The following is a 23833-nucleotide window of genomic DNA, read 5'->3' on the forward strand; positions in this document are numbered from 1 at the left end:
CGTGGTGATTCGGTGACGCCTGCGCAAACTAACACTGATCGTCGTATGGGTATCGAACGGGATGCCGAGCCGGGCTCGGGAGTTGACTTTTCCTACTAGCCAGTAACACACTCCAGTTACCGCAAGTAACAGTTTAGTGCAGCGCTGGAGGGGACATGGCCGAGTTCACCATGGAGCTCAACGACGAACAGAAGGAGGTCCGGGACTGGCTGCACGGCTTCGCCGCCGATGTCATCCGTCCCGCGGCCGCCGAATGGGACGAGCGTGAGGAGACTCCCTGGCCGGTCATCCAGGAGGCCGCGAAGGTCGGCATCTACTCCCTGGACTTCTACGCGCAGCAGTACTTCGACGCCACCGGGCTCGGCATACCCATGGCGATGGAGGAGCTGTTCTGGGGTGACGCGGGCATCGCGCTGTCGATCGTCGGCACCGGCCTCGCCGCCGTGGGCGTCCTCGCCAACGGCACCGAGGAGCAGATCGGCACCTGGATCCCCCAGATGTACGGCGATGCCAACGATGTCAAGGTCGCCGCCTTCTGCTCCTCCGAGCCCGACGCCGGCTCCGACGTCGCCTCGATGCGCACGCGCGCCGTCTACGACGAGGCCAAGGACGAGTGGGTCCTGAACGGCACGAAGACCTGGGCGACCAACGGCGGCATCGCCAACGTCCACGTCGTCGTCGCGGTCGTCGACGCGGAACTCGGCTCCAAGGGCCACGCCTCCTTCATCGTGCCGCCGAGCACGCCCGGCCTGTCCCAGGGCCAGAAGTTCAAGAAGCACGGCATCCGCGCCTCGCACACCGCCGAGGTCGTCCTGGAGAACGTCCGGATCCCCGGATCCTGCCTGCTCGGCGGCAAGGAGAAGCTCGACGAGCGCCTCGCCCGTGCCCGCGAGCGCGCGAAGGCCGGGGGCGGCGAGCGGGTGAAGAACGCCGCGATGGCCACCTTCGAGGCCTCCCGTCCGGCCGTCGGCGCCATGGCGGTGGGTACCGCGCGGGCCGCGTACGAGGTCGCCCTCGACTACGCGAAGACGCGTGAGCAGTTCGGCCGCCCGATCATCGACAACCAGGGCGTCGCCTTCCAGCTCGCCGACATGCGCACCTCGATCGACGCGGCGCGGCTGCTGGTCTGGCGGGCGTCCTGGATGGCGGTCAACGGCAAGCAGTTCACCGCGGCCGAGGGCTCGATGTCGAAGCTGTTCGCCAGCGAGACGGCGAAGAAGGTCACGGGCCAGGCCATCCAGATCCTGGGCGGCAACGGCTACACGCGGGAGTACCCGGTGGAGCGGATGCACCGCGACGCGGCCATCTACACGATCTTCGAAGGCACCAGCGAGATCCAGCGCCTCGTGATCGCCCGCACCCTGGCCGGGATGCCGATCCGCTGACACCTCCGCACGGCCCGGGGCGTTTCCCCGGCGGGACGCCGGTGGTCACCGGCGTCCCGGAGGTCCCGCGCGGCTCGGCGGCGCGCACCGCCGCCGTCGCCTCGCGCGGCGACCGTCACCCCGGCGGACCTGGGACGTCGCGTCGCAGCGCGAGGAAGCGGGGGTGAGCGTGCACTCTGGTCGCGGGGGCTCGGAGTTCAGCCGGACTTAAGGAGCGCGCGATGACGCGGACGGCCAGGGAACTGCTGGAGGGCGTCACCGGGAAGCTCGCCCCCGACCCCCACGCCAACCGGCTGCTGCCGCTGATCGCCCGCGGTGCCGCGCAGATGGACACACTGGCCGCGCTGGCCCTGGAACAGCGCCATGTGGTCGCGGCCGATCACCGCGCGTTCGTTCACCTGGCCGAACGCTCGGCGGCCGACCCGGCGAACGCCGCGTTCTTCCGGATGCTCGCCGAGGGGGAGGCGGTGGCCGGGGACCGGCTCGCCGCGTTCGCCACCGCGGTGGGAGCCGACGAGGCACGGGCGGCGGAGTACGAACCGCTCGCCGACTGCCAGGCCTATCCCGCGTACGTCGCCTGGCTCGCCCTGAACGGGGAGCCGGCCGACGTGGTCCTCGCGCTCGGCGCGAATTTCGCCGCGTGGGGCGGCTATTGCGAGACCATCACCGAGGCCCTGCGCCGCCACTACGGCTTCGACGACGAGGTCTGCGGATTCTTCGACTTCTTCGCCGAGCCGGCGCCCGAGCTGGAGAGCAGGGCACTGGACGCCGTGCAGGCCGGTCTCGACGCCGAACGGATCTCCCTGGACGACGTCCTGCGCCACGGGCGGCTGCTCCAGGCCTACGAGGCGAAGTTCTGGCACGCCCTGTGGGAGCAGGACCAGCGGGTCGTCTGAGGCGGCCCGACCCCGGCAGGCCGGCGGCGTCCCGGCACGGGAAGCCGCCGGCCTGCCGGGGTCCGGCGCCGTCGCCGGCGTTCAGCGGCCGTTCGGGCCGCTGCTGTGCGCGATGCAGGCCACGTCGATCCGGTCCGCCAGCTTGGCCAGTTCGATCGTGAGCGCGGCCACCGTGTCCTCGTCGAGGCCGTCCTGACCGGCCTCCACCAGATGCAGCCACCGGCCGCCCACCGTGCGCAACAGCTTGCTGACGTCGGCGGCCGCCACCTGCAACGTGCCGCGGTCGTCGACGATCAGAGGGAGGGTCACTTCGCGGTTCACACGAGGGATCGTAGCTGCGGAACGCTCACGCTCCGTGCCATACGGTGGTGATGTTGCAGAACTCGCGGATTCCGTGCCCCGACAGTTCCCGCCCGTAGCCGGACCGCTTCTCCCCGCCGAACGGGAACGCCGGGTGCGAGGCGGTCATCCCGTTGACGAACACCCCGCCCGCCTCGGAATCACGTACGAACCGGTCCACCTCGGCCTGGTCACGGGTCCACAGGTTCGAGCTCAGGCCGAACGGCGTGTCGTTGGCGAGGGCCACCGCCTCGTCCATGTCGGCCGCCCGGTACAGCGTCGCGACCGGCCCGAACGTCTCCTCCAGGTGGATGCGCATGTCGGGCGTGATGTCGGTGAGCACGGTCGGCAGGTAGTACCAGCCGGCGCCGAAACCGTCGGGGCGTTCGCCGCCGCACAGCACCGTCGCGCCGTTCTCGACCGCGTCGTCGACCAGTTCCTCCAGGTCGGCCCGCCCCTGCTCGGTGGACAGCGGCCCGACCTCGGTCTCCTCCTCCAGCGGGTCCCCGACCCTCAGGGCCCGCATACCCTCCGTGAACCGCTCCGCGAAGGCATCGAACACGTCGGCGTGCACGATGAAGCGCTTGGCGGCGATGCACGACTGCCCGTTGTTCTGCGCACGCGCCGTCACGGCGATCGTCGCGGCGCGCTCGACATCGGCGGACGGCATCACGACGTACGGGTCGCTGCCGCCCAGCTCCATCACCGTCTTCTTCACCTCGTCCCCGGCGACCGAGGCGACCGCCCGGCCGGCCGGCTCGCTGCCGGTGAGCGTGGCCGCCTTGACGCGCGGGTCCCGCAGGACGCCCTCGACCGCACCCGACCCGATCAGCAGCGTCTGGAAGCAGCCCTCGGGGAAGCCCGCGCGACGGAACAGGTCCTCCAGGTAGAGGGCGGTCTGCGGCACGTTCGAGGCGTGCTTGAGCAGTCCCACGTTGCCCGCCATCAGCGCGGGCGCGGCGAAGCGGACCACCTGCCAGAGGGGGAAGTTCCACGGCATCACGGCGAGCACGGGGCCGAGCGGACGGTAGCGCGCGAGGACCCGGGAGGCCCCGGAGTCCGCCGCGTCGGCGGGGGCGGCCAGCTCGTCGGCGAGCAGGTCCTCGGCGTGGTCGGCGTACCAGCGCATCGCCTTGGCGCACTTGGCGGCCTCCGCCCGGGCCTGCTTGACCGGCTTGCCCATCTCGGTGGTCACCACCCGGCCGATGTCCTGCAGGTCCTCGTCCAGGAGAGCGGCCGCGCGGTGCATGAGGCGCGACCGCTCGGCGAACGAGGTGGTGCGATACGCACGGAACGTGGCCTCGGCCGTGGCGAGCCTGCGCTCGATCTCCTCGGCCCCGAGGGCGTCGTACGTCTTGAGCGTCTCGCCGTTCGCCGGGTTCACCGTCGCGATGGCCATGGCCGACCTCCTGAAGACTGGCTGTTCCCCGACCCTCCCGCGCGGTGCGGCGCGGCGCAACGCGGGCGGGCCCCGAGGTGAGCCGGCGCTGCCCTGCCGAACGCCGGCTCTCAGTGCGAGTGCTCAGCCAGCCGGTCGAGAAACACGGTCTGCGCCGTCACCAGCAAGGTCCTGGCCCGTTCCGGGCTCATCCACTCCACCCGGTCGAGTTCGGGGAACTCCTGGCGGCGCCCCGACCTCGGCGGCCATTCCATCGTGAAGGTGCCGGGGACCATGGCCGCCGGATCGAGATCCGCCTCGATCGCCCACGCCGTGACCACCTTGCCGTTCGTCTGGGTGACCTCACCGAGCGCGACCGCCTCGCCTTCGGGCGGCTCCAGCCCCAGCTCCTCCCGGAACTCGCGGCGGGCGGCGTCCCAGGCCGTCTCGTCGGGCCCGTACTCGCCCTTGGGAAGGGTCCAGGCCCCCGCGTCCCGCCGCGCGAAGTACGGGCCGCCCATATGGCCGACCAACACCTCCACACCGTGGTCGGTGTGCCGGAACAGCAGAAGTCCCGCGCTTCTCCGTCCGCGCCGTTCCCCGCTCATCGCGTCACCTCCGGGTGGGCGGCCAGCAGGGTGTCCACGGTGTCGGCCTCGGCGGCCCGTTTGTCCTCGCGGTAGCGCACGACCCGGGCGAAGCGGAGGGTGACGCCGGCCGGGTAGCGGGTGGACCGCTGGAGACCGTCGTAGGCGATCTCGACGACGAGCTCCGGCCGTACGGTCACCACGTGACCGTCGTCCGAGACGGCCAGCTCCCGGAACCGTTCGGTCTGCCAGGTGAGCATCACGTCGGTCATGCCCTTGAACGTCTTGCCGAGCATGACGAACGAACCGTCGGCCGCGCGGGCCCCCAGGTGCAGGTTCGAGAGCTTGCCCGTGCGCCGCCCGTGACCCCACTCGGCCGCGAGGACCACCAGGTCGAGGGTGTGCACGGGCTTGACCTTGAGCCAGGCGGCACCGCGCCGGCCCGCGCTGTACGGGGCGTCGAGGGCCTTCACCACGACGCCCTCGTGCCCCCGGGCCAGCGTGTCGGCGAGGAAGGTCTCGGCCCGCGCGGTGTCGTCCGGTCCCGGCACGAGTGTCCGCCGCACCCGCATCGGCTCGGGAACCAGCCGGGCCAGTTCCGCGTGCCGCTCGGTGAATGGCAGATCCAGCAGGTCCCGACCGTCGACCGACAGCGCGTCGAAGAAGACGGGGGAGACGGGCACGGTCTCCGCGGCCGTCGCCACGTCCACACGGGACCCCACCCGGGAGGCCGTCTCCTGGAAGGATCGCGGCCGCCCCCGGTCGTCGAGCGCGATCACCTCGCCGTCCAGGATGAACCGCTCACCGTGCAACTCCATGGCCGCGGCCGTCAGTTCGGGCAGGCGTCCGGTGATGTCGTCGAGGGTGCGGGTGTAGACGCGGACGTCCTCGCCGTCCCGGTGGAGCTGCACCCGGATGCCGTCCAGCTTCTCCTCCACCACGCAGGCGCCGAGCTTGCCGACCGCCTCGGGCACGGAGGCGGCGGAGTGCGCCAGCATCGGGAGCACCGGGCGGCCGACGGTGAGCCGGAAGCCGTCCAGGGCCCCCGGACCGTCCGCCAGGAGGGCCCGTGCCACCGCCCGGAGCGACCCCGCCAGCATCACCGCCCGCCGTACGTCCTCGGCGGGGGCGCCCGTCGCCTCCGCCAGCCCCTCGACCGCGAGCGCGTCCAGCGCGCCCTGGCGGACCTCCCCGGTGAGCAGCCCGAACAGGAAACGCTGTTCCTCCTCGGTGGCAGCCGCCATCAACTCGCCCACCAGACGGGCCCGTTCGGCCTGCGAACCGGTGCCGGAGACCTTGCCGAGCGCGGTGAGCCGGGCGTCCACCTCGCGCACCGTGAGGCTGGGTTCGACGGCGGGCGCGACCGGTGTGCTCAGAACCTTCCAGCCGACGCCGATGCGGCCCTGCGGCAGCCGGCCCGCCAGATACGGGATCACGATGGGCGCGTCGTCCGCCTCGGCGTCCCGGAACAGCTCCGCGAGCAGCGCGGTCTTCCGGGACCGCGCCGAGGTGGCGGCGACCTCCTGGGACACATGGGCGAGCCGGCTCAGCAGCATGCAGCCATCCTGCAACGCGAGCGCCCGCTTCACACCCGTACGGGACGCGGGGCGTGCCCCCGGAGGGCGGGTTTCGGCCCTGCCCGGGGCGTGCCGCCGGACGGTGTCCCTCAGCCCGGTCCGTCCTGCGGCCCCGTCCGCCCTGTCCGTCCTGTCAGCCCGGTTGGCCCGGTCGGCCGGGCCGGCTCTGTCAGCTCCGTCCTCCCTGTCCGCGTGCGATCGCCGCGTCGAGGTCGGCGAAGAGGAGTTCGCCGTTGAGCGTGGCCGCCGCGCGGTATCCGGCGCTCGCCGCGTTTACGACCTGCTCCGCGAAACCGGCGGCGTTGCCTGCCGCCCAGACGCCGGGCACGCTCGTCAGGCCGGTCGGGTCGAGGACCGGGTAGCTGCCGAACGGTGTCTCCCGCAGCTCCGCGCCCAGCCCTTCGAGCAGCCCGGTCCGCGGTACCGGGCGCGGCGCCACGAACAGCACCGAGCGGTCGTGCGTGGTCCCGTCCGCGAGCCGTACGCCGGTGAGCCGGTCTGCGGACACCACCAGCTCCGCGACCTCGCCCGGCACCACGGCGACCCCCGCGGCGGCCAGCCGGCGCAGGTCCTCGTCGGAGAGTTCGTCCTCGGCCACCGCGTGCAGGAAGAGGGTGACGTCCTTCGACCACTGGCCGACCATCAGTGCCTGGTGCACGCTCATCGGCGTCGTGGCCAGCACGCCGAAGGCCTGGTCGCGGACCTCCCAGCCGTGACAGTACGGGCAGTGCAGCACGTCCCGCCCGAAGCGCTCGGCGACGCCCGGCACCGGCGGCATCTCGTCCGCCAGTCCCGTCGTGACGATCAGCCGGCGGGCGTGGACGGTGTCCCCGGATCCGACCGTGACGTCGAACTCCCCGGCGCCGTCCCGGACGACGTCCGTCACCCGGCCCCTGACGATCTCCACGCCGTACCCCTCGGCCTCCCGCCGTCCCGCGGCCAGGAATTCGGCGGGCGGCATGCCGTCGCGGGTCAGATAGCCCTGCATGTGGGCCGCGGGCGCGTTGCGCGGCCGGCCCTCGTCGACGACGAGCGTGCGGCGCCGCGCCCGGCCGAGGACCAGGGCCGCGGAGAGCCCCGCCGTGCCGCCGCCCACGACGACCACGTCGTACGTCCCGGCCGACGGTCCGCTCGATGGTCCGGTCGCCGTCTCGGTCATCGCCTCGGTCATCGCCTCGGTCATTGCCTCGGCCGTTCCCCCGGCCGTTCCCTCGGTCATGGTGACCACCTCCACGGAAAAGGTCGCCCCGAATCCGCCGGATTGACAAACGTCTTTGCCGATTCTGCAATAGGAGGATGAGTGACGCGGCCCGTGCGGGCGAGAGTGAAGACGGCAGGCGCGGCGTGACCGGCGACGCGGCGACGGACGAAGTCCTCGCCGAGGTGGGCCCACGGCTGCGCCGGATCAGGAAGGAGCGCGGGGCGACCCTCGCCGGGCTCTCCGAGGCCACCGGCATCTCGGTGAGCACGCTCTCGCGCCTGGAGTCCGGGCTGCGCAAGCCCAGCCTGGAACTGCTGCTGCCCATCGCGCGCGCCCACCAGGTTCCCCTGGACGAACTGGTCGGCGCCCCGCCGGTCGACGACCCCCGGGTGCGCGCCGAGCCCCTTGTGCGCCACGGCCGCACGTACTGGCCGCTGACCCGCCAGCCCGGCGGGCTCCAGGCCTACAAGGTGCTCGAACCGAAGCGGACGGCGGAGCCCGACCCGCGCTCCCACGAGGGCTACGAATGGCTGTACGTGCTCTCCGGGCGGCTGCGGGTGGTCCTCGGTGAGCACGACGTCGTGATGGAGGCCGGGGAGGCGGCGGAATTCGACACCCGCGTGCCGCACTGGTTCGGGTCGACGGGGGAGGGGCCCGCGGAGTTCCTGAGCCTGTTCGGCCCGCAGGGCGAGCGGATGCACGTACGGGCGCGGCCCAAGGCCCGGTCCGGGGAACGGTGACGGCGGGCGCCGGGGCGGAGAAGGGTGCGGGGCTCCTGGGCGTGAGGGCGGCGCGGGGCGCCCGCGCCGCGCTTGGTGAAGGCGCCCGCGCCCGGCTTGGTGAAGACGCCCGTGCCCGGCTTGGTGAAGACGTGGGCCGTCGGCTGTTCCCAGGGTGGCAAGCGACCGCTTAGTATGCGAAGGACCCCGGTCAGCCGACACAGTCCCCCTGGAGGCCCCGCATGCAGGCATGGCAAGTGCACCAGAACGGCGAGCCCGCAGAGGCGATGCGCCTCCTGGAGGTGGATCGGCCGACGCCCGGTGACGGCCAGGTCCTGCTCAAGGTGCGCGCCGCGAACGTCAACTTCCCGGACGCGCTGATGTGCCGCGGCCAGTACCAGGTCAGGCCGCCGCTGCCGTTCACGCCCGGCGTGGAGATATGCGGCGAGACCGAGGACGGCCGCCGGGTGATCGCCAACCCCGCCCTGCCCCACGGCGGCTTCGCCGAGTACGCGGTCGCGGACGCCGCCGCGCTGCTGCCGGCGCCCGACGCCCTCGACGACGCCGAGGCCGCGGCCCTGCACATCGGCTACCAGACCGGCTGGTTCGGCCTGCATCGCAGGGCCCGCATCGAGGCCGGCGAGACGCTGCTCGTCCACGCGGCCGCCGGAGGCGTCGGCAGCGCGGCCGTACAGCTCGGAAGGGCGGCGGGCGCGCGGGTCATCGGCGTCGTCGGCGGCGCCGACAAGGCCGCCGTGGCGCGCGAGCTGGGCTGCGACGTCGTGATCGACCGGCGCGCCGAGGACGTGATCGCCACCGTCAAGGAGGCGACCGGCGGACGCGGCGCGGACGTGATCTACGACCCCGTGGGCGGCGAGGCCTACACCCAGTCCACGAAGGTCGTCGCCTTCGAGGGCCGGATCGTGGTCGTCGGCTTCGCGAGCGGCGCCGTCCCGAGCCCGGCGCTCAACCACGCCCTCGTCAAGAACTACGCGATCCTCGGGCTGCACTGGGGCCTGTACAACACCAAGAACCCGAAGCTCGTCCTGCACTGCCACGAGCAGCTGACCGAGCTGGCCGCACGGGGCGCGATCAAGCCGCTGGTGAGCGAGCGGGTGCCGCTGAGCGGGGCCGCCGACGCCGTGCAGCGGGTCGCCGACGGAGTCACCACCGGACGGATCGCCGTGGTGCCCACACTGGAGAACGGAGCCGCCGCATGACCGACGCAGCCGAACTGCGCCGCCGCACCCAGGAGTTGCTGGCCGCCTACCCGCCCGGGGACACGGACCGGCTGGACTTCCTCGGGGCCCGCTTCGACGCGGGCCTCGCCTGGGTGCACTACCCCGAGGGCCTCGGCGGACTCGGCGCCCCGCGCCGCCTCCAGGCGGTCGTGGACGCCGAACTGGCGGCCGCGGGCGCACCCGACAACGACCCACGGCGGATCGGCATCGGCCTCGGCATGGCCGCCCCGACCATCCTCGGGTTCGGCACCGAGGAGCAGAAGCGGCGCTTCCTGCGGCCCCTGTGGGTCGGCGAGGAGGTGTGGTGCCAGCTCTTCAGCGAGCCCGGCGCGGGTTCGGACCTCGCCGCGCTCGGCACCCGCGCGGTCCGCACGGACGGCGAGGACGGCGACTGGGTGGTCAACGGGCAGAAGGTGTGGACCTCCAGCGCCCACCTCGCCCGCTGGGCCATCCTCATCGCCCGCACCGACCCGGACGTGCCCAAGCACCGGGGCATCACCTACTTCATCTGCGACATGACCGACCCCGGCGTCGAGGTGCGGCCGCTGCGCCAGATCACCGGCGAGGCCGAGTTCAACGAGGTCTTCCTCACCGACGTGCGCATCCCCGACGCGCACCGCCTCGGCGACGTCGGCGACGGCTGGCGGGTCGCGCAGACCACCCTCATGAACGAGCGCGTCTCCATCGGCGGCATGCGCATCCCGCGAGAAGGCGGCATGATCGGCCCGGTCTCGAAGACCTGGCGCGAGCGGCCCGAACTGCGCACCCACGACACCCATCAGCGGCTGCTGAGGCTGTGGGTCGAGTCCGAGGTCGCCCGGCTCTCCGGCGAACGGCTGCGCCAGCAGCTCGCCCAGGGCCAGCCCGGCCACGAGGGCTCCGGCATGAAGCTCGGCTTCGCCCGGCTCAACCAGGAGATCAGCGGCCTCGAAGTCGAACTCCTCGGCGAGGAAGGCCTGTTGTACGAGGACTGGACGATGCGCCGGCCCGAACTCGTCGACTTCACCGGCCGGGACGCCGGATACCGCTACCTGCGCTCCAAGGGCAACAGCATCGAGGGCGGGACCAGCGAGGTCCTGCTGAACATCGTCGCCGAACGCGTCCTCGGCCTGCCGTCCGAGCCGCGCACCGACAAGGACGTCGCATGGAAGGACCTCGCCCGATGAGCCAGGTGAGCACCGAGCCCGATCTGCTCTACACCGAGGAGGAAGAGGCGCTGCGCGCCGCCGTCCGCGACCTCCTCACCGACCGCTGCGCCGCGGCGGACGTCATCACCCGCACCGAGTCGGGCACTCCGCACGACGCCGAGCTGTGGAAGGCCCTCTCGGAGGGCATGGGCCTCGCGGGCCTCCTGGTGCCCGAGGACCAGGGGGGCCAGGGTGCCACGCACCGCGAGGCCGCCGTGGTCCTGGAGGAACTGGGCCGCGCGGTCGCTCCCGTGCCGTACCTGACGAGCGCCGTCGTCGCGACCGAGGCGCTGCTGGCCTGCGAGGGCCCCGCCGCGGCCGGACTGCTCGCCGCGCTCGCCTCCGGCCGGACCGTGGGCGTCCTCGCGGTCGCCCTCAACGTCGGACCGGGAGCCGCCCACCAGAGCGTCCGGCTGGAGAACGGTTGCCTGCACGGGGAGTTGACGGGTATCGCGGACGCGGCCGCCGCCGACGTCCTGCTCGTTCCGGCCGAGGACGGCGGGCTGTACGCCGTCGACGCGGACGCGGTCACGATCGTCCCGCAGGTCAACCTCGACCAGACCCGCCCGCTCGCCCGCGTCACCTTCGACTCCGCGCCCGCACGGCAGCTCACCGCCGACGCGCCCGGTGCCGTACGGCGCGCGCTGCGGGCAGGGGCGGGCCTGCTCGCCTCCGAGCAGCTCGGGCTCGCCGACCACTCGTTGACGGAGACGGTCCGCTACCTCAAGGAGCGCAAGCAGTTCAACCGGCCGGTCGGCGGTTTCCAGGCGCTCAAGCACCGGCTGGCCCAGGTGTGGCTCGAGGTCGTCAACACCCGTGCCGCGGCCCGGAACGCGGCCGACGCGCTGGCCACCGCCAGTGCGGACGGTGACGTGGCCGTCGCCGTGGCCCAGGCGTACGCGGCACCCGTCGCCGTGCACGCGGCGGAAGAGGCGCTTCAGCTCCACGGCGGCATCGGCATGACCTGGGAGCACCCGGCGCACCTCTACCTCAAGCGCGCCAAGGCCGACTCCATCGCCTACGGCACGGCGGGCGCGCACCGCGAGGCCCTGGCCGAACTGGTCGACCTCCAGGCGCCCTGACACCGGCCACCACCCGCAAGGGCTCCGACACGGTCTTGCCGCAAGGGCCCTGACAGCGCATCCGGAAGAGCCCGTCCCACCCGGGGCGGGCTCTTCCCGTGCGCCCACGGCACACGGGAAGCGGGGGAGGGGGGAACACCGGATCCCGCACCGTTCCAGCGAGGTGAACGCGGCACGTCGGTCCAGCCAACTCCCGCCCGGAGGGGGGCTTCCCGGTCCGGGCAGGCCGCATACTCCCTGAGGTCCTGTACGGCATCCTCAAGGGAGGCCACAGCATGGCCCACACCACCCGGCGCAGAGCCCTCACCACCCTCGGCGCCGCCCTCGCGGGCTCGATCGCCCTGCCCGCGCCGACGGCACGCGCGGGCGGGACGAAGCCCCGGACCCGGCCCTTATGGCGAGCCCACGCGCACAACGACTACGAGCACCTCCGGCCCCTCCTCGACGCGCTCGACCACCGCTTCGGCAGCGTCGAGGCCGACATCCACCTCGTGGGCGACCAACTCCTCGTCGCCCACGACCCGGTGGACCTCGACCCCACCCGCACCCTCGAATCCCTCTACCTCGAACCGCTGGCCGCCCGTGTCCGGGCCAACCACGGTTCGGTGTACCGCGGTCACCACCGCCCGCTCCAACTCCTCGTCGACATCAAGACCGAGGGCTCCTCGACCTACCTCGAACTCGACCGTCATCTGCGCCGCCACCGGCACCTGTTCACGTCGTACGCGCACGGCAGCGTGCGCCCCGGCCCGGTCACCGTCGTGATCTCCGGGGACCGGGCGGCGCGCGTCCCGATGGAGGCGCAGACCGAGCGGCTCGCCTTCTACGACGGCCGGCTCGCCGACCTCGGAACCGCCGCACCCGCCTCCCTCATCCCGCTGATCAGCGACAACTGGACACTCGCCTTCGGCTGGCTGGGCGAGGGTCCGTTCCCGGACGCCGAACGCGAGAAGCTGCGGGGCATCACGGCCGCCGCCCACGCGCGCCGGCAGAGGGTCCGGTTCTGGGCCACTCCGGACCTCGCCGGCCCGGCACGCGACGCCCTCTGGCGCGAACTGCTCGCCGCCGGCGTCGACCACCTCAACACCGATGACCTGGGCGGTCTCGAAGAGTTCCTGGACGCCCACGACCGACGGTAGAAGACCACCCGATCGGGGGACACGTCAGCTGCCCGGACGACCCCTCCGCTACGCCACACTTGCGGCCGAACGCCGCGAAGTGGACGTGGCGGAGGAGGTTGACGATGGCCATTTCCATCTCGGTGGTGCTGCTGCTCCTGGTGCTCGCGGTGATCTTCCTGCGCAATGGAGGACTGAAGATCTCGCACGCCCTGGTCTGCGCCATGCTCGGGTTCCTGCTGGCCAGCACGAGCATGGCCCCCACCATCCACAGCGGTCTCACCGCGACGGCCGACATCGTGGGCAGCCTGACCCCGTGACCCGGCCGCTCCTCAAGGGCCCTCGAACACCCCGATGCCGTTGGGGACGGGACGTTCGGCGCCGCCGGTCGGATGGTTGAGGACACTGACGGCGTCCGCCCCCGGCCGACGGGCGACCATCGTGGTGGATCCACCGCCGTCCAGGCTGAACGCGTCCACGGACCCCAGCCGCTTCATCGCCCGGGCGACCTCGGCGATGGTGAGTCCGGCGCGGAACTCCGGTGCGCCGTCCAGGGCGAGGAGCTGCATCCGGTGCCCGTGGTCGGAGAAGCCCACCGCGGTGCGTACGGCGGTGGTCGTGTCGTCCAGACCTTGCAACGGCATTCCGCCGGTCATCATCGGATACCCGCCGAGCGCGAACCGGTAGGGCACCCGGGAGGACTTCGCGACCAGCCGGTGCCGTACCCCGACCCTCTCGCCGACGGACAGCTTCCGCAGCTTCCGCGCACCCGCCTCGCGGCCGACCAGCACGGTGGTGCCCCGGGCGATGGGTCCGCCGCCGGGAGTCCCGGCCGCGGACACGACCCGCCCGTGGCGCACCGTCACCTCGTAGGTGTCGGCGCTGCACGGCGCGGCCCGGTCCGTGTCCGTACCGCAGGTCGCGCGGACCCGCGAGACGCTTCCCCAGTCCCGGGTGAACGCGCCGACGGAGCCCACCGGGAGCGCGTACTGGTTGAACCCGCCGAGCCGCCAGGTGCCGCCGGGACCGCGGACGGATCCGTCGAGGACCACGTCGTCCAGCCGGGCCCGGCGGTCGACGCCGACGCCGAACACGTCCTCGGTGTGCGTGCCGGGCGGCAGCGCCGGTCCGAACCGCTGGCCGTCGGGGACCGCGGCCTTGAGCTCCCGGCCGCTCGCGATCGCCGGGCCCACCGGCGCGCCCGTCGCCTCGACGCCCGGATGCTGGGTCTCCGTGATGTTGAAGAAGTCGCCGTTGACCCCGGCCACCGCGCCCCGGGAGTCCGCCAGCCGCGACACGGGAGCCCGGGACGCCACCGCGCCCGGGTGGAGCAGGTCGACGCGTACACGGGGGTCGCGCAGATCGACGGTGAGCACGTGCGCGTGGGCCGTCCCCCTGGCCGCCGGGATGTCCAGCTCCGTGTACGCGACGCCGGGCGCGATGCGGGTCGTGCTCTCGGCGGCGCCGGCCGGTGCCGCCCCCGTCAGGGCCGCACCGGCCAGCGCACCGGTTGCCGTGAAGACCGTCAGTACCGTTCCGAACCGTCTGCCAGGACGTGTCACGGTGCCCCCTGATGTCTCGTCAACTCTGCCAGGAATCAGGGGAATTGCACCAGAGACGGGGGCCCGGCCCGGTGGCTAGGCACCGACGACGCGGGAACGGATCAGAAAACGCACTCCTTCGGGTGCTTCGAGGGAGAAGCCGCTGCCCCGGCCGGCCACGACGTCCACGATGAGCCGCGTGTGGCTCCACAGTTCGTACTGGCTCTTCGAGATCCAGAAGGAGACCGGCTCCTCGACCCCCTCGATCTCCAGCTCGGCCAGCAGGACGTCGGAACCGCCGGTGCGGAACTCGCCCTCGGGGTAGCACATGGGCGCGCTGCCGTCGCAGCAGCCGCCCGACTGATGGAACATCAGGGGCCCGTGCTTGCCGCGCAGGTTCCTCAGCAGTTCGGCGGCCGCGGGAGTCAGCTCCACGCGCGGGACGACGTCCATCGGCTCTTCCCCTCGGATGTCACGGCTGTCGCGCTCCAGCCGACCAGAGGGGACGTTGCGAGAGGGTTGCACACCCCGGCATCGCCCACGCCGGGCACGCAGGAGGCCGGCCCCCGGTGACACCCGCGTGCTGCGGGTCCGTCACCGAGGGCCGGCCTCGGAAGTGCTCGTGCCGGCCGACCTGTTGTCAGCCGTGGGTGTGCAAGCGGCGGGTATGGAAGCGGTAGGTGCGGAAGCGGCGGGTCAGCAGATGCGCGGAAGCTGCTCGCCGAGCGGCATGTCCACCACCCGGGTGCCGCCCAGACCGGTGGCCGCGACCACCATGCCGGGGTGATCGGGGACGCAGTGGCCGACCGCCACGGACTCCTTGCCCAGCGGGTGGGCCCGCATCGCCGCGAGCACGGCGTCGGCGTGCTCGGCCGCGACGAACGCCACCAGTTTGCCCTCGTTGGCCACGTACAGCGGGTCCAGGCCGAGGAAGGCGCAGGCGTTGGCGACCGTCTCGGGCACGGGCAGGGACCGCTCGTCGAGTCTGATGCCGACCCGCGCCGCCGCCGCGATCTCGTTCAGCGAGGTGGCCAGACCGCCGCGGGTCGGATCGCGCAGGACGTGCAGGTCCGGGCAGACGGCCAGCATGTCCGCGACCAGACCGGCCAGCGACGCGGTGTCGCTCTGGATCTCGACGCCGAACTCCAGACCCTCCCGCACGCTCATGATGGCCACGCCGTGCACGCCGATCGGCCCGCTGACCAGCACCACGTCACCGGGTGCCGCGCGCTGCGGACGGATGTCGACGCCGTCCGGGATCAGCCCGATCCCGGCGGTGTTGATGAAGACGCCGTCGCCGTGCCCGGCGTCGACGACCTTGGTGTCTCCGGTCGCCACCACCACCCCGGCCGTCCGCGCCGCCTCGCCCATCGCCTCGGCGACGCGTCCCACGACGGAGAGCTCGACGCCCTCCTCCAGGATGAACCCGCAGGAGAGGTAGGCCGGTACGGCCCCCGCCATGGCCAGGTCGTTGACCGTGCCGTTGACGGCGAGGTCCCCGATGCTGCCGCCGGGGAAGAACAGCGGCCGTACGACGAAGGAGTCGGTGGAGAACGCGAGCCGGGCGCCGCCCAACCGCAGATGGGCGGAGTCGCCGAGTTCGGCCAGCACGTCACTGCCGAAGGCGGGCGCGAAGAGGTGCTCCACCAGTTCGGCGGAGAGCGTGCCGCCGCCCCCGTGCCCCATCACGATCCGGTCGTGGTCGCGCAGGGGCGCCGGGCAGGTCCATGAGGAGAAGTCGACCGGGGCGTATGCCGAGTCAGCCAACGGAACTCGCCTCCTTGTCCGGGTTCTCCAGCCGCCGGTAGAGGTAGTAGGCGGCGCACGCGCCCTCGCTGGAGACCATCGTCGCGCCCAGCGGATTGCGCGGGGTGCACTCCTTGCCGAAAGCCGCGCACTCGTGCGGCTTGATCAGGCCCTGGAGCACCTCGCCGCTGCGGCAGACGGTCGACTCCTCGGTGTCGATGCCGGTCACCGAGAAGCGGTGCTCGGCGTCGAACTCGCGGTACTTGGGGGAGAGCCGCCAGCCGCTCTGCGGAATCATGCCGATCCCGCGCCAGGCCCGGTCGTTCACCTCGAAGACGTCGGAGAGCATGGCGCGCGCCGCCGGGCTTCCCTCGGCCTGCACCGCGCGGGGATAGGCGTTCTCCACGGTGTGCTGACCCGCCTCCAGCTGGCGGACCGCGCGGCGGATGCCCTCCAGGATGTCCAGCGGTTCGAAGCCCGTCACGACGATCGGCACCCGGTGCCGTTCGGCGAGTTCGGGGTATTCGGCCGTGCCCATCACCGTGCAGACGTGCCCGGCGGCGAGGAACGCCTGCACCCGGCAGTCCGGCGAGTTCATGATGGCGTCGATGGCCGGGGGCACCTTGACGTGCGAGACCAGCAGGCTGAAGTTGGGGATGCCCAGCTTCTTGGCCTGATAGACCGTCATCGCGTTGGGCGGCGCCGTGGTCTCGAAGCCGATGCCGAAGAACACGACCTCCCGGTCCGGGTTCTCCTGCGCGATCCTCAGTGCGTCCAGCGGCGAGTACACGACGCGTACGTCCGCGCCCTCGCTCTTGACCTTGAACAGGTCACGTCCGCTGCCCGGCACCCGCAGCATGTCTCCGAAGGAGCAGAAGATCACGTCCGGGCGGGAGGCGATCTCCAGCGCCTTGTCGATGATCTCCAGCGGGGTCACGCAGACCGGGCAGCCCGGACCGTGGATCAGCTGGATCTCCTCGGGCAGGAGCTGGTCGATGCCGTGGCGGATGATCGAGTGCGTCTGGCCGCCGCAGACCTCCATGAGCGACCAGGGCCGGGTGGTGACCGCCCTGATGTCGTCGAAGAGCCGCTTGGCGAGGACCGGATCGCTGAACTCGTCCAGGTACTTCATGACCGCGCCTCCTTCTCGGCGCCCTCCAGGGGCGGACGTCCGGTTCCTGCGGGGCGTTCGGCACCGGCGTCCCGGGCCGCCTTGCCCCAGGCGTCGCCGAACTCCTCCTCCAGCACCCCGAGGTTCTCGAAGAGTTCCAGGGTCTGTTTCGCGGACTCCTCGTCCAGACGCTGCAACGCGAATCCCACATGGACGATGGCGTAGTCGCCGACCTTCATGTCCGGCACGTACTCCAGACACACGTCCTTGACGACACCGCCGAAGTCCACCTTGGCCATCCGCGTCGCGTCACGTTCCTCGATCTCCAGCACTCGGCCGGGTACGGCCAGACACATGACTCGCTCCTGCCTCGCTCGTGCGCTCCGCCGCGCCAGGGGAGGCCGGCGACCGGGCGGCGACGATCAGCTGGCCGAGGGCCAGACCGCCGTCGTTGGGGGGAACCCTGTGATGCCTCAGCACGGTGAAGCCGTCCCGTTCCAGGACGGTTCCGCACGCCTCGGTGAGCAGGGCGTTGCAGAACACCCCGCCGCTGAGGGCGACCGTGCCGATGCCGGTCCTCTTCCGTGCCACCGAGCACACCTCCAGGACCAGACCCGTCACGGCCCGATGGAACCGACGGGCCACCGGCCCGGCCCCGGAGCCGGCCCGGACGTCCGCGACGGCGGCGGCCAGGACCGGCGCCGGATCGGCGATCAGCGGCGCTTCGGGGTCCTGACGGACCGCTCTCAGCATGAACCGGTAGGCGTCGTTCCGCTCGTCGTCGGCGAGCGGGCCCGCCAGGTCGGCCAGCGCCGCGTTCTCCAGCTCCATGGCCGCCTGCGCCTCGTACTCCACCCGGTGACAGACGCCCGCGAGCGAGGACACCGCGTCGAAGAGACGGCCCATGCTGGACGTCGGAACGCAGTTGAACCCGCGTTCCAGCTGCCGTTCGAGCAGCCGCCGCTCCTCCGGCGTGGCCGCCGCCGCGCAGGGCAGCTCGTCCCGCCAGGACAGTCCCGCGGCCCGCAGATGCGACAGCGCCATCCGGTACGGATTGCGTACGGCCGCGTCGCCGCCCGGCAGCGGCACATAGCCCAGATGGGCGAACCGCCGGTATCCGTCGTAGTCGGCGAGCAGCACCTCACCGCCCCACACGGCCCCGTCGTCGCCGTAACCGGTCCCGTCGAAGGCGACCCCGATCACCGGCCGCGAACCGTCGAGACCGTGCTCGGCCATCGCCGAGGCGACATGGGCGTGGTGGTGCTGCACCTGGCGCAGCGTCAGTCCGCGGGCCTCGGCGGCGCGCCGGGCCCACATGGTCGCGCGGTAGCCCGGGTGCCGGTCGGCGACGAGCAGGCGCGGCGCGACGGCGGTGAGGTCCGTCAGATGGCCGGTGGCCCGCTCGAAGGCGTTCAGGGTGGCCAGGTCGTCCATGTCCCCGACGTGCGCGGACAGCCAGGCGTAGCGGCCGTCCCCGGCGCAGAAGGTGTTCTTCAGGTCCCCGCCCACCGCCAGCGCCGGGACCACCGGCACCGGCAGCGCGATCGGGAAGGGGGCGTAGCCGCGCGAGCGCCGCACCGGGAGCTCCGCTCCGGCGCACACCCGGACCACCGAGTCGTCGCAGGGCACGTGAATGGGCCGGTCGTGCGTGAGCCAGGCGTCGGCGAGCCCCGCCAGCCGGGTCAGCGCCTCGGCGTCGTCGGTGACGATGGGTTCGCCCGAGCGGTTCCCGCTGGTCATGACGAGGACGGCCGGTCCCGGTGCATCGCCGGGCAGACCGAGCAGCAGCCGGTGCACCGGTGTGTACGGCAGCATGAAGCCGAGGTCGGGGCTGCCCGGCGCGACGCCCGCGGCGATCTCGTCGCCCGCCTCCGCCCGCCGCCGCAGCAGGACCACCGGTTTGCGCGGCCCGAGGAGCAACTCCCGCTCCTCGGGCCCGACATGGGCCAGTCGCCGGACGGTCTCCAGCGAGCCGGCGAGTACCGCGAAGGGTTTGCCGCCGCGGTTCTTGCGCTTGCGCAGGGTGCGCACGGCCGCGGGATCCCCCGCGTCGCACGCCAGGTGGTAGCCGCCGATGCCCTTGACCGCGACCACGGCGCCTTCGGCCAGCAGCCGACGGGCCTCGGCGAGGGCCGCTCCGTCGCGCAGCTCACCCGGATCGTCCGCCCCCGTCCGCAGCGTGAGCCGGGGGCCGCAGGCGGGGCAGGCGATCGGCTGGGCGTGGAAGCGCCGGTCGGCCGGATCCGCGTACTCACGGGCGCAGTCCGCGCACATCGGGAAGCCCGCCATGGTGGTGCTGTCCCGGTCGTACGGCAGCGCGGTCACGATCGTGAACCGCGGACCGCAGTGGGTGCAGGTGATGAACGGGTGCCGGTGGCGCCGGTCGGCGGGGTCCGCGAGCTCGCCGAGACAGGCGTCGCAGGTCGCGGTGTCCGGGGAGACCAGGGTGCGGCCCGGCCCGCCGGAGGAGGGCCGGATGGTGAACACCGTGCCGTCGTTCTCCAGCGGTACGGCCCGGTGCTCCACCGACTCGACGACCGCGAGCGGCGGCGGCCGCGTCCCCACCCGGGCGCAGAACTCCGCTACGTCGGCCGCCGGGCCCTCCACCTCGGCCTCGACGCCCCGGGCGTTGTTGGTGACCCAGCCGCTCAGCCCCAGTTCCTCCGCGAGGGTGTACACGAAGGGCCGGAAACCCACTCCCTGGACCACGCCCGTGACGGTGACGTGCCGGCGCTCGCGCCCCGGGGCCCGTCTCACCGTGCCCGCCCGTCCACCGGTGCCGGCCCGTTGGTGTGCTCGTGGCTGTGCTCGTGTTCATGGCCGGCCGCGCTCCCGTGCCCGCTCCCGTTCCCGTGGCTGTGCAGGTACCGCTCGTGCTGCCGCGCCAGGACCGGTACGTGCCTCTCCTCGCCGGCCGCGCAGCGCAGGACGTGCTCCAGCAGGGCGTCGACCCCCTGGCCGGTGCGGGCCGAGGTCTCCAGGACCGGCACCCCGGGATTGACCTGCCGGACGCCCCGCAGGAACGCCTCCCGGTCGAAGCCGACGGCCTCCCCGATGTCGGTCTTCGTGACCACGACCAGGTGCGCGAGGCCGAAGGCCGTCGGGTACTTGACCGGCTTGTCCTCGCCCTCGGTCACCGACGCGAGCGCGATGCGCAGGGTCTCCCCGAGGTCGTAGGAGGCGGGGCAGACGAGATTGCCGACGTTCTCCACGAACAGCAGCCGGGTGCCCTCGGGCAGCCAGCCCTCGAGACGCCGCTGGAGCATGCCCGCCTCCAGATGGCACAGCCCGTCCGTGAGGATCTGCCGCACCGGCGCCCCTGAGCGCGCCAGCCGCGTCGCGTCGTTCTCGGTCGCCAGGTCGGCGGTGACGGCGGCCGCCGGGGTACCGCCCGCCACGGCGCGCGCCAGCAGCAGTTCGAGCAGGGCCGTCTTGCCGCTGCCGGGACTCGACAGCAGATTGACCGCCACCGTGCCGCGGTCACCCAGATAGCCCCGCAGGGCCAGCGCGTTCTCGTCGTTCTTGGCGAGTACCGCCTGATGCAGGTCAACGGTGCGGCACATGGCTCGTCTCCTCGTCGCGTACCGGTCGCCCGGACGGCACGGGCCGTGGCCCGTCGTCCGCGTCCTTCCCGTCCGGGCCGATCGCGCCCGTGTCGTCCGGGCCCATCGCGCCCGTCCCGGCCGGGTCCGTCGCGCCCGTGCCGTACGGAACAGCGGTCGCGGGCCCGTCCGTGTCCGGCGGCCCGTCGGCCAGCGTCACCCGGACGATCTCCAGCTCCCGGCCGCCGAGCAGGGTCAGCGGCGCCCCGCACCCGGCGCACCACAGCACCGGAGGCATCCCGGTCGGTGCCTCGCGGCCGCAGCCCTCGCAGCGGCCCCGGGCATCGACAGTCTCGATCAGCAGGCGTGCCCCCGCCAGCGCGGTGCCCTCCGTCGCGAGCCCGAACGAGAAGTCCAGCGCCTCGGGCACCACGCCCGCCAGTTCGCCGATCCGCAGGGTCAGCGAACTGACCGCGCGGCCCTGTTCCCGCACGGCCTCCTCGACCTGTTCGACGACCGCCACGGCGATCGACAGCTCATGCACGGCCCTCACCTCCCGTCGCCGGCCGGCCGCGCGGCGGGCTCGCGCCCGGATGTGAGGCCCGCGCATGGCTGGTTACCCTGAGGACACGATGACTGGGCGAGAGGTCGAGCGACGCGCTCTGCTCACCCCGGTGCTGCTCCTGTTGCTGGCCGAACGCCAAGGTCACGGCTATGAACTGGTGCAGCGCCTGGGCGCTTTCGGCTGCGGCGACGCGGACCAGGCGCATGTGTACCGGCTGCTGCGGGGCATGGAGAGCAGCGGTGAGGTCACCTCGCACTGGCGCGCCTCGGAGAGCGGCCCCGCGCGCCGGGTCTACGCCATCACCCAGCAGGGCGCCATGAACCTCGCCCTGTGGTTCGTGCGTCTGGGTGAACTCCACGGCACCCTGCATCTCTTCCTGGAGCGCTATGTGCAGCTCGAGGACGTCGGTGGCCGCGCGGGGCGCGACGGCGGGAGTCCGCGCGACGGCGGGAGTCCGCGGGCCGGAGCGCGTCCGCCGGATCACGCGGGTCCGCCGGATCACATGCGCCGTATGCGCAAGTAGCGGCGGAGGTCCGAGAAGTTCCTCGCGACTCCGTAGGCCACTACGAGGCCCGCGGCCAGGCCAACCCATTGCCATTCCATCCTTGCCTCCATCGTGGTCAGCTCCTCTGGGGTACGGAGGAAGCGCGGCGTACGAGATCGAGCACCAGGTCGGCGGCGGCGTCCACGGCACCGGCCACCGGGGGAGTCAGGCCCATGCCCTCGCCCGTGTCGAGCGGTTCGCAGCCGATGACGTACACCTCCCGCGGGAGGGTGCCGCCCGCCCCGGCGTGCAGATCGTGCAGCAGTCCCAGCACGGTGGCGGGATCCATGGCGTGCGTGTCCAGCGGGCCGAGTCCGGGCCGTGCCGCGGGAGGTCCGGGGCCCACGTCGATCGTGTAGAGCGTGCCCGGAGGACCGTCGCGGCTGACGAGGTCCACCAGCACGAGCGTCCGATAGCCCTCCAGCAGCCGGTAGGCGAGGTGCACCCCGCGGATGCCGGCGTCCATCAGCTCGACGCCCGGCGGGAGTTCGGGCACGCGGGCGGCGAGGCGTCGTAGCGTCTCCACCCCGAACCCGTCGTCCTGGAGGAACACGTTGCCGACCCCGGCGACGAGAATCCGGCCGGTCCCGTCCCCCGCGGCCGGACCGGAGGGGCCGGTGTACGCGGGTCCTGTCATGGTGTCTCCTCCTCCCGCTCCTTCAGCGGTGCCACCTCGTCGGGCTTGAAGTACAGGAAGCGTCCCTGGGCCCGGCGTACGTCGGTTCCGGGGTCGTCGTCCACGACGACGGCGAGATGCGTCTCCCCGTCGAGGTCGCCGACCACCGCCTCGACCGTGGCGTGCCGGCCGTGCAGGAAGGAGTCCTGGGCGTCGGAGCGCCGGGCGCCGGGGGTGAGTCTGACCCTGCTGCCGGCCCGTACCGTCTGGCCGTCGACGACCACGGCTTCGGGCACCTCGGCGGCGTCGGCGTCCTGCGCCGGGTCCCACCAGGGGTGCCCCGGGCCCTCGGGCAGACTCAGCCCGGTGCCGGGAGCGGTGGGAGGCGGCTCGCCCGCGCCGTCCTCGCCCGTGACCTCGCGCAGCCCCCGGATCGCCCCGTGCAGCCGCTCCCGGACCGCGCCCGGCATGGCGTCGACCAGGTCGATGACCTCGGCGGCACGGGCGTCCGTGCCCCGGGCCTCGCGCTTCTCCCGGTCGGTGAGCGCGGCCGTGCGCAGCGAGAGGATCTCGTCGATCTCGGTGGCGTCGTAGAGGGGCCCCGGGCTCTCCTCCGCGACGGCGGGATGGTCCTCCAGGATGATCGGCGAGGACAGCATGACGTCGTCCGCTCCGGGCGGGCCCGCGAGCACGGGCCAGGTGCGGTCGTTCCGGCAGCTCGCGGCGGCCGGGCGGGCCCACTCCGGCGGGTCGGTCAGCGACAGGAACCGCCCGCCGGGAACGCCGAACAGCAGATGGGTGCCGATCAGGCTGTGGGCGAGGGCGGTCTCGCGGTCTGCCTCGGCCCGCTCCGGGACCGTGGTGGTGTTGTGCACGCTCACCGTGAGCCGCAGCACCCGGTAGGGCCCCGGCAACTCCTCGACCCGAGGACGCAGTTCGCCGGTCAGCCGCTTCCTGCGCCGAACGAGGCGGCCCAGTGTCCGGCCCTCGGCGTCGGTCACCGGCTCGTACTCCACGGAGTCGGGGAGGTCGAACCGCACGGCATGGACGCGCGCCTGATGTCCCGTCAGCTGGTCGAGCGGTTCATGGATCAGGACGCGTTCCTCGTGTCCCTCGTCCCACGGCACCAACACGCGGTCGGGAAGGTCGAGTTCGGGGACCTCCGTGTATCCGCCGTCGGCGTCGAGCCGTTCGACCGTGCGCCGCCTCACGTGCAGGAAGCGCAGTTCGGCGTGCAGCCGGTCGCCCTTGCGGGGCTCCAGCAGGCACTCGGTGCGCTGGACGGAGTGCTCCCCGGTCGTGGCGGCCCAGGCGGGCGGCACCAGGACGCCGAACTGCCAGCGCAGTTGGTTCTTCGCGGCGGAGGCGCGGTAGGGGTAGAGGACGTATCCCTCGAACAGGACGGCGTCGGCGACCGTGCGGGCCTGCTCGAAGCGGTCCTCCAGCGGATTGCTCATC

At 72.7% G+C, this 23833-nt stretch carries 25 protein-coding genes; 9 read left to right on the forward strand and 16 right to left on the reverse strand.

What is annotated here, in order from left to right; all coding sequences use genetic code 11:
• The first annotated feature begins 155 nt into the window (after positions 1-155).
• Both ACFYYF_RS09970 and ACFYYF_RS09975 read left to right on the forward strand, forming a co-directional pair.
• Positions 156-1385 carry an acyl-CoA dehydrogenase family protein gene (locus ACFYYF_RS09970; RefSeq protein WP_388773278.1) on the forward strand — a complete coding sequence of 410 codons (1230 nt, stop codon included), beginning with the start codon at positions 156-158 and terminating at the stop codon, positions 1383-1385.
• A gap of 221 nt (positions 1386-1606) precedes the next feature.
• Positions 1607-2281, forward strand: coding sequence for a transcriptional regulator (locus tag ACFYYF_RS09975; protein ID WP_365487302.1), 675 nt, complete (start codon positions 1607-1609; stop codon positions 2279-2281).
• Positions 2282-2362: 81 nt separating this feature from the next.
• On the opposite strand, the gene ACFYYF_RS09980 is transcribed toward ACFYYF_RS09975, so the two are convergent.
• From ACFYYF_RS09980 to ACFYYF_RS10000, 5 genes are all read right to left on the reverse strand, one after another.
• Entirely contained in the window at positions 2363-2602 is a 240-nt protein-coding gene (locus tag ACFYYF_RS09980; RefSeq protein ID WP_037616672.1) for a DUF6213 family protein, read from the reverse strand.
• Between the two features lie 25 nt (positions 2603-2627).
• The gene (locus ACFYYF_RS09985) at positions 2628-4019 is read right to left on the reverse strand and encodes an NADP-dependent succinic semialdehyde dehydrogenase (RefSeq protein WP_388773282.1); all 1392 of its coding nucleotides are present in this window, start codon (positions 4017-4019) and stop codon (positions 2628-2630) included.
• 110 nt (positions 4020-4129) lie between these two features.
• Positions 4130-4606 (reverse strand): NUDIX domain-containing protein, encoded by a 477-nt coding sequence (locus ACFYYF_RS09990; protein ID WP_388773284.1) that lies wholly within the window; start codon positions 4604-4606, stop codon positions 4130-4132.
• Entirely contained in the window at positions 4603-6141 is a 1539-nt protein-coding gene (locus ACFYYF_RS09995) for an ATP-dependent DNA ligase (protein ID WP_388773287.1), read from the reverse strand. Before ACFYYF_RS09995 ends, ACFYYF_RS09990 begins: the two co-directional genes overlap by 4 nt.
• Positions 6142-6331: 190 nt before the next feature.
• The gene (locus ACFYYF_RS10000; RefSeq protein WP_388774338.1) at positions 6332-7333 is read right to left on the reverse strand and encodes an NAD(P)/FAD-dependent oxidoreductase; all 1002 of its coding nucleotides are present in this window, start codon (positions 7331-7333) and stop codon (positions 6332-6334) included.
• Between the two features lie 125 nt (positions 7334-7458).
• On the opposite strand from ACFYYF_RS10000, the gene ACFYYF_RS10005 reads away from it, so the two are divergent.
• From ACFYYF_RS10005 to ACFYYF_RS10030, 6 genes are all read left to right on the forward strand, one after another.
• Positions 7459-8103, forward strand: coding sequence for a helix-turn-helix domain-containing protein (locus ACFYYF_RS10005; RefSeq protein ID WP_388773289.1), 645 nt, complete (start codon positions 7459-7461; stop codon positions 8101-8103).
• 221 nt (positions 8104-8324) lie between these two features.
• The gene (locus ACFYYF_RS10010; protein ID WP_388773292.1) at positions 8325-9302 is read left to right on the forward strand and encodes an NADPH:quinone oxidoreductase family protein; all 978 of its coding nucleotides are present in this window, start codon (positions 8325-8327) and stop codon (positions 9300-9302) included.
• Positions 9299-10489, forward strand: coding sequence for an acyl-CoA dehydrogenase family protein (locus tag ACFYYF_RS10015; protein WP_388773295.1), 1191 nt, complete (start codon positions 9299-9301; stop codon positions 10487-10489). The genes ACFYYF_RS10010 and ACFYYF_RS10015 overlap by 4 nt, the downstream gene beginning before the upstream one ends.
• Positions 10468-11592 (forward strand): acyl-CoA dehydrogenase family protein, encoded by a 1125-nt coding sequence (locus tag ACFYYF_RS10020; protein ID WP_388773297.1) that lies wholly within the window; start codon positions 10468-10470, stop codon positions 11590-11592. The genes ACFYYF_RS10015 and ACFYYF_RS10020 overlap by 22 nt, the downstream gene beginning before the upstream one ends.
• 275 nt (positions 11593-11867) lie before the next feature.
• Positions 11868-12731, forward strand: a complete 864-nt coding sequence (locus ACFYYF_RS10025; protein WP_388773299.1) for a phosphatidylinositol-specific phospholipase C/glycerophosphodiester phosphodiesterase family protein — start codon at positions 11868-11870, stop codon at positions 12729-12731.
• Positions 12732-12835: 104 nt separating this feature from the next.
• Positions 12836-13030: a hypothetical protein gene (locus tag ACFYYF_RS10030; RefSeq protein WP_361694160.1), complete on the forward strand. Its 195-nt coding sequence runs from the start codon at positions 12836-12838 to the stop codon at positions 13028-13030.
• A 12-nt stretch (positions 13031-13042) separates the two neighbouring features.
• Here the strand turns inward: ACFYYF_RS10030 and ACFYYF_RS10035 are convergent, their stop codons facing one another.
• From ACFYYF_RS10035 to ACFYYF_RS10070, 8 genes are all read right to left on the reverse strand, one after another.
• On the reverse strand, positions 13043-14272 hold the full coding sequence (locus ACFYYF_RS10035) for a phosphodiester glycosidase family protein (RefSeq protein WP_388773302.1): 1230 nt from the start codon (positions 14270-14272) through the stop codon (positions 13043-13045).
• A gap of 75 nt (positions 14273-14347) precedes the next feature.
• Positions 14348-14704 (reverse strand): DUF779 domain-containing protein, encoded by a 357-nt coding sequence (locus ACFYYF_RS10040; RefSeq protein ID WP_361694156.1) that lies wholly within the window; start codon positions 14702-14704, stop codon positions 14348-14350.
• A gap of 243 nt (positions 14705-14947) precedes the next feature.
• Positions 14948-15937, reverse strand: coding sequence for a hydrogenase expression/formation protein HypE (hypE, locus tag ACFYYF_RS10045; protein ID WP_388774341.1), 990 nt, complete (start codon positions 15935-15937; stop codon positions 14948-14950).
• Between the two features lie 73 nt (positions 15938-16010).
• Positions 16011-17129 carry a hydrogenase formation protein HypD gene (gene hypD, locus ACFYYF_RS10050; protein ID WP_388773305.1) on the reverse strand — a complete coding sequence of 373 codons (1119 nt, stop codon included), beginning with the start codon at positions 17127-17129 and terminating at the stop codon, positions 16011-16013.
• Positions 17126-17464 carry a HypC/HybG/HupF family hydrogenase formation chaperone gene (locus tag ACFYYF_RS10055; RefSeq protein ID WP_369479820.1) on the reverse strand — a complete coding sequence of 113 codons (339 nt, stop codon included), beginning with the start codon at positions 17462-17464 and terminating at the stop codon, positions 17126-17128. The genes hypD and ACFYYF_RS10055 overlap by 4 nt, the downstream gene beginning before the upstream one ends.
• Positions 17418-19865 (reverse strand): carbamoyltransferase HypF, encoded by a 2448-nt coding sequence (hypF, locus tag ACFYYF_RS10060; protein ID WP_388773307.1) that lies wholly within the window; start codon positions 19863-19865, stop codon positions 17418-17420. The genes ACFYYF_RS10055 and hypF overlap by 47 nt, the downstream gene beginning before the upstream one ends.
• Positions 19862-20671, reverse strand: a complete 810-nt coding sequence (hypB, locus tag ACFYYF_RS10065) for a hydrogenase nickel incorporation protein HypB (RefSeq protein WP_388773309.1) — start codon at positions 20669-20671, stop codon at positions 19862-19864. Before hypB ends, hypF begins: the two co-directional genes overlap by 4 nt.
• Positions 20655-21194 carry a hydrogenase maturation nickel metallochaperone HypA gene (locus ACFYYF_RS10070; protein WP_388773311.1) on the reverse strand — a complete coding sequence of 180 codons (540 nt, stop codon included), beginning with the start codon at positions 21192-21194 and terminating at the stop codon, positions 20655-20657. Before ACFYYF_RS10070 ends, hypB begins: the two co-directional genes overlap by 17 nt.
• Before the next feature lie 88 nt (positions 21195-21282).
• Between ACFYYF_RS10070 and ACFYYF_RS10075 the strand changes: the two genes are divergently transcribed.
• Complete coding sequence (locus ACFYYF_RS10075; RefSeq protein WP_388773313.1) at positions 21283-21738, forward strand: helix-turn-helix transcriptional regulator; 456 nt, start codon at positions 21283-21285, stop codon at positions 21736-21738.
• On the opposite strand, the gene ACFYYF_RS10080 is transcribed toward ACFYYF_RS10075, so the two are convergent.
• Genes ACFYYF_RS10080 through ACFYYF_RS10090 form a run of 3 tightly spaced genes read right to left on the reverse strand, consistent with a single transcriptional unit; the run spans position 21714 to position 23832 of the window.
• A complete protein-coding gene (locus ACFYYF_RS10080) occupies positions 21714-21830 on the reverse strand; it encodes a DUF6893 family small protein (protein WP_388773316.1) in 117 nt (38 codons plus the stop codon). The genes ACFYYF_RS10075 and ACFYYF_RS10080 overlap by 25 nt on opposite strands.
• Positions 21831-21835: 5 nt before the next feature.
• Positions 21836-22396, reverse strand: a complete 561-nt coding sequence (locus tag ACFYYF_RS10085) for a hydrogenase maturation protease (RefSeq protein ID WP_388773318.1) — start codon at positions 22394-22396, stop codon at positions 21836-21838.
• On the reverse strand, positions 22393-23832 hold the full coding sequence (locus ACFYYF_RS10090) for a hypothetical protein (RefSeq protein ID WP_388773320.1): 1440 nt from the start codon (positions 23830-23832) through the stop codon (positions 22393-22395). Before ACFYYF_RS10090 ends, ACFYYF_RS10085 begins: the two co-directional genes overlap by 4 nt.
• Between the last annotated feature and the right edge of the window lies 1 nt (position 23833).

Origin of the sequence: Streptomyces sp. NPDC001914, assembly GCF_042891215.1 — a bacterium.
GTDB lineage: Bacteria > Actinomycetota > Actinomycetes > Streptomycetales > Streptomycetaceae > Streptomyces.

What these genes read in the sequence shown, in the direction of transcription:
- hypD (WP_388773305.1), bottom strand. Translation starts at nt 17,129, where the DNA reads ATGAAGTACCTGGACGAGTTCAGCGATCCGGTCCTCGCCAAGCGGCTC.
- ACFYYF_RS09970 (WP_388773278.1), top strand. Translation starts at nt 156, where the DNA reads ATGGCCGAGTTCACCATGGAGCTCAACGACGAACAGAAGGAGGTCCGG.
- ACFYYF_RS10000 (WP_388774338.1), bottom strand. Translation starts at nt 7,333, where the DNA reads ATGACCGAGGCGATGACCGAGACGGCGACCGGACCATCGAGCGGACCG.
- ACFYYF_RS10010 (WP_388773292.1), top strand. Translation starts at nt 8,325, where the DNA reads ATGCAGGCATGGCAAGTGCACCAGAACGGCGAGCCCGCAGAGGCGATG.
- ACFYYF_RS09975 (WP_365487302.1), top strand. Translation starts at nt 1,607, where the DNA reads ATGACGCGGACGGCCAGGGAACTGCTGGAGGGCGTCACCGGGAAGCTC.
- ACFYYF_RS10090 (WP_388773320.1), bottom strand. Translation starts at nt 23,832, where the DNA reads ATGAGCAATCCGCTGGAGGACCGCTTCGAGCAGGCCCGCACGGTCGCC.
- ACFYYF_RS10080 (WP_388773316.1), bottom strand. Translation starts at nt 21,830, where the DNA reads ATGGAGGCAAGGATGGAATGGCAATGGGTTGGCCTGGCCGCGGGCCTC.
- hypE (WP_388774341.1), bottom strand. Translation starts at nt 15,937, where the DNA reads ATGGGGCACGGGGGCGGCGGCACGCTCTCCGCCGAACTGGTGGAGCAC.
- ACFYYF_RS09985 (WP_388773282.1), bottom strand. Translation starts at nt 4,019, where the DNA reads ATGGCCATCGCGACGGTGAACCCGGCGAACGGCGAGACGCTCAAGACG.
- ACFYYF_RS10085 (WP_388773318.1), bottom strand. Translation starts at nt 22,396, where the DNA reads ATGACAGGACCCGCGTACACCGGCCCCTCCGGTCCGGCCGCGGGGGAC.
- ACFYYF_RS10030 (WP_361694160.1), top strand. Translation starts at nt 12,836, where the DNA reads ATGGCCATTTCCATCTCGGTGGTGCTGCTGCTCCTGGTGCTCGCGGTG.
- ACFYYF_RS10055 (WP_369479820.1), bottom strand. Translation starts at nt 17,464, where the DNA reads ATGTGTCTGGCCGTACCCGGCCGAGTGCTGGAGATCGAGGAACGTGAC.
- hypB (WP_388773309.1), bottom strand. Translation starts at nt 20,671, where the DNA reads ATGTGCCGCACCGTTGACCTGCATCAGGCGGTACTCGCCAAGAACGAC.
- ACFYYF_RS10015 (WP_388773295.1), top strand. Translation starts at nt 9,299, where the DNA reads ATGACCGACGCAGCCGAACTGCGCCGCCGCACCCAGGAGTTGCTGGCC.
- ACFYYF_RS10005 (WP_388773289.1), top strand. Translation starts at nt 7,459, where the DNA reads ATGAGTGACGCGGCCCGTGCGGGCGAGAGTGAAGACGGCAGGCGCGGC.
- ACFYYF_RS10025 (WP_388773299.1), top strand. Translation starts at nt 11,868, where the DNA reads ATGGCCCACACCACCCGGCGCAGAGCCCTCACCACCCTCGGCGCCGCC.
- ACFYYF_RS09990 (WP_388773284.1), bottom strand. Translation starts at nt 4,606, where the DNA reads ATGAGCGGGGAACGGCGCGGACGGAGAAGCGCGGGACTTCTGCTGTTC.
- ACFYYF_RS10040 (WP_361694156.1), bottom strand. Translation starts at nt 14,704, where the DNA reads ATGGACGTCGTCCCGCGCGTGGAGCTGACTCCCGCGGCCGCCGAACTG.
- ACFYYF_RS10020 (WP_388773297.1), top strand. Translation starts at nt 10,468, where the DNA reads ATGGAAGGACCTCGCCCGATGAGCCAGGTGAGCACCGAGCCCGATCTG.
- ACFYYF_RS10075 (WP_388773313.1), top strand. Translation starts at nt 21,283, where the DNA reads ATGACTGGGCGAGAGGTCGAGCGACGCGCTCTGCTCACCCCGGTGCTG.
- ACFYYF_RS09995 (WP_388773287.1), bottom strand. Translation starts at nt 6,141, where the DNA reads ATGCTGCTGAGCCGGCTCGCCCATGTGTCCCAGGAGGTCGCCGCCACC.